The 852-nt window shown below is 60.2% G+C and carries 1 protein-coding gene; it reads left to right on the forward strand.

Annotation, left to right across the window (positions count from 1 at the left end; translation table 11 throughout):
- The first annotated feature begins 543 nt into the window (after positions 1-543).
- Positions 544-675 carry a hypothetical protein gene (locus tag A5646_RS30220; RefSeq protein WP_255362072.1) on the forward strand — a complete coding sequence of 44 codons (132 nt, stop codon included), beginning with the start codon at positions 544-546 and terminating at the stop codon, positions 673-675.
- The last annotated feature ends 177 nt before the right edge of the window (positions 676-852 follow it).

The raw sequence follows: 852 nt of genomic DNA on the forward strand, positions 1-852 counted from the left end.
TCACCACCGGCCTGAGCGATCAGACCGGCAACGCTAATCCATTTCAGCTGCATTGCACCGCCCGTAAAACCGCACCCTGTTCTTCTGGAGCAGCTATGACGCTACCCCGCTGGTAACCTCTCCACGCCGGTTCAAGCCGACGCTGCGGTGCAATTTACCGCCGTTCGCTCGTCGAGCGCCTGATCGATCAATGTGGTACTCGGAATGCCGTCGCAGAGTTATCGAGCCGCTAGGCGCGCTCGCGTCACCAGGCGGATTCGCCATCGATGGTCGCGAGGTCTCGCATGGGTAAGAAGATTACGGGCGGACGCCGTTGGCCGCTATTCACTATGTATTAGCCTCGACGCAGCGCAGACACGGCTTCATCTCACTAGCGAATCCCAGCGACGTTAGGCCGGTTCGACGACGATCTGCCTCAAACCGATGCTGACGGCCGCATAAAGCCGTTGGTCTTATCCAGCGATCCGTCACCTTCGAGATAAGATTCTGCGCCGTTCGCCGGGGTGAAGTGAGCGAAGCGCCGCCTCGGCTTAGCATTCGGACATGCGCGATATCGAAGCGATCGACAGCGATCTGCAGTTGGTGTCGCGCGCTTGGTGCGCGGCTCTGGTGGCAAATGATCACGCACCGAGTACCACCCTTGATCGACCAGCTTCGCGAGGAGCCAAGCAGTGAGGCGCTGCGTCCGGACTGACATGACCGGATACCACTAGAGGTGGCGTCGTAGCTGATCGGAAGCATAGACGGCGGGTTGGCGGGTGGTGCGATGCAACTGATCGAGCTAAGCATTGGCGATCTCATCGCCAGAGCTGGCGGTGACCCATGGGCGATCAACCAGAGCTTGCAGGCCGG

This window comes from Mycobacterium sp. 1245499.0 (genome assembly GCF_001673615.1).
Lineage (GTDB): Bacteria > Actinomycetota > Actinomycetes > Mycobacteriales > Mycobacteriaceae > Mycobacterium > Mycobacterium europaeum_A.